The organism is Stenotrophomonas sp. YAU14A_MKIMI4_1, from assembly GCF_003086855.1.
Lineage (GTDB): Bacteria > Pseudomonadota > Gammaproteobacteria > Xanthomonadales > Xanthomonadaceae > Stenotrophomonas.
The window spans coordinates 2,517,476-2,525,906 of the sequence record NZ_CP025998.1 but is presented as its reverse complement, the minus strand read 5'-3'; the positions used below and the strand labels follow the sequence as shown (position 1 = coordinate 2,525,906).

Here is an 8,431-nt window from a genome sequence, read left to right as displayed (position 1 = left end):
ACCTGGGCCGCCAGTTTGAGGCTGAGATGCCCAATCGCAAGTGGGTGACCGATGTAACCGAGTTCAAGGTGCAGGGCATGAAGCTCTATCTTTCGCCGATCATGGACCTCTACAACGGCGAAATCGTGGCATACCAGATGAAGCGCCGGCCCGTGTTTGACCTGGTGGGTGAAATGCTGGACCAAGCGATCAGGAGGCTTTCACCGGAAGATCGTCCGATGATCCACTCCGACCAAGGCTGGCACTACCAACACGAAAACTACCGCCACAAGCTCGAAAAGCACTCGCTGAAACAGAGCATGTCCCGGCGTGGCAACTGCCTGGACAACGCGGCCATGGAAAGCTTCTTCGGGACCCTGAAGTCGGAATTTTTCTACCTGAACACCTTTGACAGCATCGATAGCCTGGAAGCTGGGCTGGTGGAGTACATCCGGTACTACAACGAGAATCGTATCCGCTTGAAACTAAAGGGCTTGAGCCCCGTACAGTACCGGGAGCAGGCCGCGCTGGCCGCCTGATCCCCCACCTGTCCAACTTCAGGGGGTCACTTCAAGTACGGGTTTACGGCGTGTCCCGCGGCCCCAATCCGCCCGGCCCAATCGCATGAACCACGCTCTGCGGCCACCCTCGAGGGGCTGCGCCGTTGGCTGGAAACGCCCGTTTGTTAGTTGGAAGTTAAGGATCCGTAAGCGTTCTGCTGTGATCGGGTCGTCATCTGCATGCAACCGATCGTCATTAGCCTTCGTGACGTTCCAGTCAGCTTGGTCGCGGTAAGCTCTACCCCGATGAGCCCACAAGTACCGCTCATCGTGTGCAGTACGCAGTAGCAATTTGGAGGAAGACATCACATGGCGATTGTTCTTTATGTCGGTGGTAGCAAGGACGGCGAGAAGGGCGTGGTGCCCTACGGCTTCAGCAAATCCCGCGCCGACACCGCGCTGGGGCCGGAGTTCTACACAGAGCGGTTCATGGAACTGCAGGGTGTCGGCAAGGTCCGTTTGATGGCACTGGAAAGCATGCGTGACGAGATCGTCATGCAGCGTGCGGCCCGTCATTACCGCTGACCTTCGCAACATGCGGCAGGGTGCGCCCACGTGCGCGCACCCGCGCCGGCATCCCAGCCGGGCCAGCACGGCCCCCTCTGCCAGGATGCCGGCGTCCCCACCCGGTGCTGCCGCCTGAACCCCGCCGCTGTCAACGCTTGTATGCCCGCGCCGGGCATGGCCAGAATGGGTCTTTCCCGTAACGCGGCACAGACCGGAAGCAATGCACGACGCCAAGAACGCCCAGAGCGCGCTCGCCCAGCAGATCGCCCAGACCATCGCCGTCGAGATCGGTGCCCAGTCCGCCCAGGTGCGTGCCGCCGTCGGCCTGCTCGACGAGGGCGCCAGCGTCCCCTTCATCGCCCGCTACCGCAAGGAAGTGACCGGTGGCCTGGACGATACCCAGCTGCGCAACCTGGAAGTGCGCCTGACTTATCTGCGTGAGCTGGAAGACCGCCGTGCCGCGGTGCTGGCCAGCATCGACGAGCAGGGCAAGCTGAGCGATGCGCTGCGCAACGACATCCTGGCCGCCGATACCAAGAGCCGGCTGGAAGATCTGTACCTGCCCTACAAGCCCAAGCGCCGCACCCGCGCGCAGATTGCACGCGAAGCGGGACTGGAACCGCTGGCCGATGGCCTGCTGGGCGACCCCACCCAGGACCCGCAGGCCTTCGCCGCCACCTTCGTCGACAGCGACAAGGGCGTGGCCGATGCCAAGGCCGCGCTGGAAGGCGCGCGCGCGATCCTGATGGAGCGCTGGGGCGAGGATGCTGCGCTGGTGGGCGAACTGCGCACCTGGCTGGGCGACACCGGCGTGATCCGCGCGCGCGTGGCCGAGGGCAAGGAGACCGAGGGCGCCAAGTACCGCGACTATTTCGAACATGCCGAAGCGCTGGCGAAGATTCCGTCGCACCGGCTGCTGGCGCTGTTCCGTGCCCGCCGCGAGGAAATCCTGTTCCTGGAGCTGGACCCGGGCAGCGATGCCGAGGCCGGCCACCAGTACGCCGAAGGGCGCGTTGCGCGCAAGGCCGGCATCGCCGACCAGGGCCGCGCGGCCGACCGCTGGCTGCTGGACGCCTGCCGCCTGACCTGGCGGGCCAAGCTGCATACCCATCTGTTGCTGGACCTGTTCAACCAGGCCCGCGAAAAGGCCGAGGCCGAAGCGATCGCGGTGTTCGGTGACAACCTGAAGGATCTGCTGCTGGCTGCCCCGGCCGGGCCGAAAACGGTGCTTGGGCTGGACCCGGGCATCCGCACCGGCTGCAAGATCGCGGTGGTCGATGCCACCGGCAAGCTGCTGGCCACCGAGACCATCTACCCGCACGAGCCGCGCCGGCAGTGGGATCAGTCGCTGCAGACGCTCAAGCAGCTGTGCACCCGGCACAACGTGGAACTGATCGCGATCGGCAACGGCACTGCCAGCCGCGAAACCGACAAGCTGGCCGGTGAAGCGATCAAGGCCATCGGCAACCCGAAGCTGCAGAAGGTGGTGGTCAGCGAGGCCGGTGCATCGGTGTATTCGGCCTCGGAATTCGCCGCCAAGGAGTTCCCGGGCCTGGACGTGTCGCTGCGTGGCGCGGTGTCCATTGCCCGCCGCCTGCAGGATCCGCTGGCCGAACTGGTGAAGATCGAGCCCAAGGCGATTGGTGTGGGCCAGTACCAGCACGACGTGGACCAGTACCGCCTGGCGCGCGCGCTGGATGCCCGCGTGGAGGACTGCGTGAACGCAGTGGGCGTGTACGTGAACACCGCCTCGGCCGCGCTGCTGTCGCGGGTGTCGGGGCTGTCGTCCACGGTGGCCGAGAACATCGTGCGCCACCGCGATGACAACGGCCCGTTCAAGCGCCGCAAGGACCTGCTGAAGGTCGCGCGGCTGGGTGAAAAGACCTTCGAACAGTGCGCCGGCTTCCTGCGCATTGCCGATGGCGACCAGCCGCTGGACGCCTCGGCCGTGCACCCGGAAGCGTACCCGCTGGTCGAGCGCATCGTGGCCAGCACCGCGCGCCCGATCAAGGCGCTGATCGGTGATGGCAGCTTCCTGCGTGGGCTCAAGCCCGAACAGTTCACCGACGCCACCTTCGGCGTGCCGACCGTGCGTGACATCCTGAAAGAGCTGGAAAAGCCGGGCCGCGACCCGCGCCCCGAGTTCAAGGCCGCGCGTTTTGCCGAGGGCGTGGAAGACATCAAGGACCTGCGCGAGGGCATGGTGCTGGAAGGCGTGGTCAGCAACGTGGCCGCCTTCGGTGCGTTCGTCGATATCGGCGTGCACCAGGACGGTCTGGTGCATATCTCAGCGCTGTCGGACACCTTCGTGAAGGACCCGCGCGAGGTGGTCAAGGCCGGGGACATCGTGAAGGTGAAGGTGCTGGAGGTGGACGTGGCGCGCAAGCGCATCGCCCTGACCCGGCGCTTGGACGATGCCCCGGGCCAGGCCACCAGCCGCCCCGGTGCGCGTGATGAGCGCGGCCAGGGCGGGCCGGCGCGGCGCGATGGCGGCGCAAACCGCGGCCCCAACCGCGGCCCCAACCGTGGCCAGGGGCAGGGCGCGGCGCGTCCCGCCACCTCGGCCCCGCCGGCCAACAATGCCTTGGCCGAGGCCTTCGCCCGGGCCAAGCGCAGCTGAGCCAACCGCCCCCGGCCACGAGCACCGTGGCGGGGGGACTTGTCGGCCTTCCCCGGCGTGCGCACACTGGCGCCCATGGGGGGGCCGCGGGCCGCCCTGCAGGGTGCCGGGGAGGGCCATGACGCCAGCACGACCCGCCAACGCGACCGCAGGCTGCAGCGCCGGGCTGCGGAATGCGTGCGCCCGCCGTTCCGCGCGGGGGCGCCGATGACCGGGCACGGCCATGACGCCAATGCGCTGCTGGAGCGACGCCTGCAGGAGCTGTCCGAAGAGCGCCGCCGTCTGGCGATGATCATTGAAGGGACCGCCGCCGGCACCTGGGAATGGAACGTGCAGACCGGGCAGATGCGGGTGAACGCGCGCTGGGCCGAGATCGTCGGCTACCGCCTGGACGAGCTGGAGCCGATCTGCCAGGAAACCTTCATCGCGCTGGTGCACCCCGACGACCTGGCCCATTCCGACGCGGCGCTGGAGGCGCACTTCCAGGGCCACAGCGACCATTACCGCTGCCTGCTGCGCATGCGCCACAAGAACGGCCAGTGGATCTGGATCCACGACCGTGGCCGCGTGTACGAATGGGACGGGCAGGGGCGCCCGCTGTGGATGGCCGGCGCGCATGCCGACGTGACCGAACTGCAGATGGCGCGCCAGGACGCTGCCGACATGCGCCACCGGCTGCAGGCGGTGGTCGATGCGTCCGACGAAGTGGCGGTGATCGCCACCGATACCGAGGGGCTGATCACCCTGTTCAACACCGGCGCCGAACGCCTGCTGGGCTATGCCGCCAGTGAGGTGGTCGGCAAGCTCAACCCCGGCGTGTTCCATGAGCCGGACGAAATGCGTGCCTACCTGGCCCCGCTGGCCGACGCCGATGGCCACCCACCGTCGGTCTTCCAGGCGTTGACCGCGCAGGCGCAGGGCCAGACCTTTTCGCGGCAGTGGACCTTCCTGCGCAAGGACGGCCAGCGCCGCCAGGTGCGCCTGTCGATCAGCCGCATGGACGGCGCCGACGGCGAGCGCATCGGTTATGTCGGCATGGCCATCGACATCACCGAGATCCTGCAGGCGCGTGCCGAAGCGCGACTGGCGGCGGACAAGTTCGCCGGTGCTTTCACCTCCGCGGCGCTGGGCATGGCCCTGGTGTCGCTGGAAGGGCGCTGGCTGGATGTGAACGATGCGCTGTGCCGCATCCTGGGCTACCCGCGCGAAGAACTGCTGCAGGTCGACTTCCAGCGCCTGACCCACCCGGCCGACCTGCAGGCCGACCTGCAGCTGGTGCAGGACCTGTTGAGTGGCCGGCGCAACCACTACCACCTGGAAAAGCGCTACCTGGACCGCGATGGCAACACCATCTGGGCGCGTCTTTCCGTTTCGCTGGTGCGCAACGAACGCGGCGAGCCGCTGCATTTCGTGTCGCAGATCCAGGACATCACCGGCCAGCGCAGCAGCGAACAGCGCCTGTTCGAAAGCGAGCAGCGCAGTCGCATCACCCTGGATGCGGTGGCCGACCTGGTGCTGAGCGTGACCCTGCAGGGGCGCATCGAATACGCCAATGCCGCCGCGGTGCGCATGCTGTCCGGTGATGGCGCGTTGACCCTGGCCGGGCACAATGTGAAGGACGTGCTGGCGCTGACCACCGAATACGCGCCGAACTCGGTGCTGGACGTGGCGGTGCTGCTGGACCCGGACAGCAATGCGGTGGATCTGCATGCGGACCTGCTGCTGCGCCTGGGCACGGCCACCGTGCCGGTGGACCTGACCCGCGCCTGGCTGCGCGACGACGAAGGGCACGTGCGTGGGGCGGTGTGGGTGCTGCGCGATGACACCCAACAGCGCGCGCGCCAGCGCGAAGCCCGGCACCTGGCCGAGATGGACCCGCTGACCGAACTGAGCAACCGTCGTGGCTTCGAGGTGCACCTGCAGCAGGCGATTACCCATGTCGAGCGCACCGGCCAGGCTGCGTCGCTGATGTACATCGACCTGGACCGCTTCAAGCCGGTGAACGATACCTGGGGCCATCTGGCCGGCGATGCGGTGCTGTGGGCGGTGGCCAGCGTGCTGCGCCATGGCGTGCGCGATTCGGACGTCGTGGCCCGGCTGGGCGGCGACGAATTCGCGGTGATCCTGTCCGGCTGCGGCCCGCGGCGCGCTGCACGCATTGCCGGCGAACTGCTGAACACCCTGGCCGCGCTGGCCATTCCGTGGGACAAGGTGGTGCTGCGCATCGGTGCCAGCATCGGCATTGCGCCGCTGGCGCCGGGCATGGGCGTGGACCAGGCGGTGGCCGCCGCCGACGCGCAGTGCTACCGGGCCAAGGCCCTGGGCCGCAACAACGTGCAGGTGCAGGGCCTGACCGCCGACCTGCCGCCCGAAGACGGCGACGGCGGCTGAACCGGCCCGTACCGACGGCCCGCATGAAGGATGTTTCATTTGCCCGCCCCGGCCGATTTGGCGAGCATGGGCGGGTCTGAGCACCCCAGGGCCCCATGTCGCGCGTACTGACCATCGAGGACGATGCCATCACTGCCCAGGAAATCGTGGCGGAGCTGGGCAGCCATGGCCTGCAGGTGGACTGGGTGGCCGACGGGCGCGAAGGCCTGGTGCGCGCGGCCAGCGGCGAGTACGACGCCATCACCCTGGACCGCATGCTGCCGGGGCTGGACGGCCTGGCGATCGTGACCACCCTGCGCCGCATCGGCGTGAACACCCCGGTGCTGATGCTCAGTGCGCTGTCGGACGTGGATGAGCGCGTGCGCGGCCTGCGTGCCGGTGGCGATGACTACCTGACCAAGCCGTTTGCCTCCGATGAAATGGCCGCGCGAGTGGAGGTGCTGCTGCGCCGCCGCCAGCAACCGGCCGGCAACGATACCGCGCTGCGCGTGGGCGACCTGCAGCTGGACCTGCTGGCGCGCACCGCACAGCGCGGTGGCCGCACCCTGAGCCTGCTGCCGACCGAGTTCAAGCTGCTGGAATACCTGATGCGCAATGCCGGCCAGGTGCTGACCCGCATGATGCTGTTCGAGGAAGTGTGGGGCTACCACTTCGACCCGGGCACGAACCTGATCGACGTCCACATCGGCCGGCTGCGGCGCAAGCTCGACCTGCCCGGCGGCCCTTCCATGATCCGCACCGTGCGGGGTTCGGGTTATGTCCTCAGCGAAGCTGTCTGACGGCTGGCGCTCATCCAGCAGCCGCCTGCTGGGCCTGTACAGCCTGCTGTTCGTGGCGTGGTGCAGCGTGCTGCTGGGTGTCCTGTACTGGCGGGTGTCGCATTACCTGGATGACCTGGCGCAGTCGGCGCTGCTGCAGCGTGCGCATCTGTTCGAACACTTCACCGGCGATGCGCTGTGCGAGGCGCTGCGCGAGAACCGCCGGTACGACGTGCACGGCATCGATGCCTATGGTGTCTTCACCGCGGCGGGCACGCCCTTGGCCGGCCCGTTGAAGGCGCTGCCGGCGCAGCTGCCGCTCGATGGCCAGGTGCACCGGGTCAGCGGATTGCCCTTGTCCGATCCAACGGCGGTGGGCAAGCGCGGTTTCGGCCTGGCCATGCCCACCCGCGATGACCGCGTGCTGGTGCTGGTGCGCTACAGCGGGCCCTTGAACGAAGTGAACCACCTGATCCTGGACGCGCTGCTGTGGGGGGTATCGCTGACCCTGCTGCCGGGCCTGCTGGGCTGGCAGCTGCTGCGGCGGCGCCCGCTGCGGCGCATCCAGGCGATCGAGCAGGCCACCGCGCGCATCGTTGCCGGTGACCTGGGGCAACGCCTGCCGGTGGCCGATCGCCGTGACGAACTGGACATGCTGGCGGCCATCGTCAACGCCATGCTGGACCGCATCGAGCAGTTGATGACGGAAGTGAAAGGGGTCTGTGACAACATTGCGCATGACCTGCGCACGCCACTGACCCGCATGCGCGCGCAGTTGTATCGGCTGCGCCAGCAGCTGGGCGAGGGTGATGCGCAGGCCGTGGCGCTGGACCAGGTGCTGGATGAAACCGATACGTTGATGGCGCGCTTCCGCGCGCTGCTGCGCATTTCCGAACTGGAGGACCACCAGCGGCGCTCCGGTTTCGTGGAGCTGGCGCCGGAAGCGCTGCTGCAGGAAATCCATGCGTTCTACGCGCCATTGGCCGAGGAAAAGGGGCAGTGGCTGCGGCTGGAAGTGGCGCCGGAGCTGCCCAGTGTGGTGGGTGATCGCGGGCTGTTGTTCGAAGCCATCGGCAACCTGCTGGACAACGCGATCCGGTTTGCGCCCGAAGGCGGGCGCGTGCAGTTGTCGGCGCGTGCGGAAGCCGGGGCGACGCGCATTGTGGTGGAAGATTCCGGGCCGGGCATTGCCGAGGCCGAGCGTGAGCTGGTGTTCCAGCGTTTCCATCGTAGCGAGGCCAGCCAGGGCGGCGGCTTCGGTCTGGGGCTGTCGATCGTGGCGGCCATCGCCGGCCTGCACGGTTTCAGGCTGGGGGTAGGGCAGTCGCCACTGGGCGGCGCCAGCTTCAGCCTGCTGTGCCGGCCGCAGGTGTTGTAGGGGGGAGTGTTTATGCAGGGCTTGCAGCCCTGCACCCGCTCAACGCAACGGCAAAAGCCGGGCATCCGTGGGATGGCGGGGTGGGTCCGGTTGCGGGGGACGGCGCAAGTACGTCCATGTAGCCTCGGTCGCGCCATCCATGGCGCTCACGCCCCCGCAACCGGACCCACCCCGCCTTCGACAGTTGTCCGGTGGCCAGTAGATCCACGCCATGCGTGGATGCTTTTCGAATTCAATT

Annotated in this window: 6 protein-coding genes; all 6 read left to right on the top strand. The window is 67.7% G+C overall.

Translation table 11 applies throughout. The features are described 5' to 3' along the window. Positions 1-518 (top strand): IS3 family transposase (locus C1931_RS20520; protein ID WP_234412812.1); only part of this gene is annotated, 518 nt, incomplete at its 5' end. Positions 519-848: 330 nt separating this feature from the next. Further along, complete coding sequence (locus C1931_RS11610) at positions 849-1,064, top strand: hypothetical protein (RefSeq protein WP_006374014.1); 216 nt, start codon at positions 849-851, stop codon at positions 1,062-1,064. A gap of 202 nt (positions 1,065-1,266) precedes the next feature. Beyond that, positions 1,267-3,666 carry a Tex family protein gene (locus tag C1931_RS11605; RefSeq protein ID WP_108756457.1) on the top strand — a complete coding sequence of 800 codons (2,400 nt, stop codon included), beginning with the start codon at positions 1,267-1,269 and terminating at the stop codon, positions 3,664-3,666. Between the two features lie 207 nt (positions 3,667-3,873). Continuing rightward, positions 3,874-6,057: a PAS domain S-box protein gene (locus C1931_RS11600; RefSeq protein ID WP_108756456.1), complete on the top strand. Its 2,184-nt coding sequence runs from the start codon at positions 3,874-3,876 to the stop codon at positions 6,055-6,057. A 95-nt stretch (positions 6,058-6,152) separates the two neighbouring features. Beyond that, a complete protein-coding gene (locus C1931_RS11595) occupies positions 6,153-6,836 on the top strand; it encodes a response regulator transcription factor (RefSeq protein ID WP_108753371.1) in 684 nt (227 codons plus the stop codon). Next, the gene (locus tag C1931_RS11590; protein WP_108756455.1) at positions 6,814-8,193 is read left to right on the top strand and encodes an ATP-binding protein; all 1,380 of its coding nucleotides are present in this window, start codon (positions 6,814-6,816) and stop codon (positions 8,191-8,193) included. Before C1931_RS11595 ends, C1931_RS11590 begins: the two co-directional genes overlap by 23 nt. Positions 8,194-8,431: the final 238 nt, after the last annotated feature.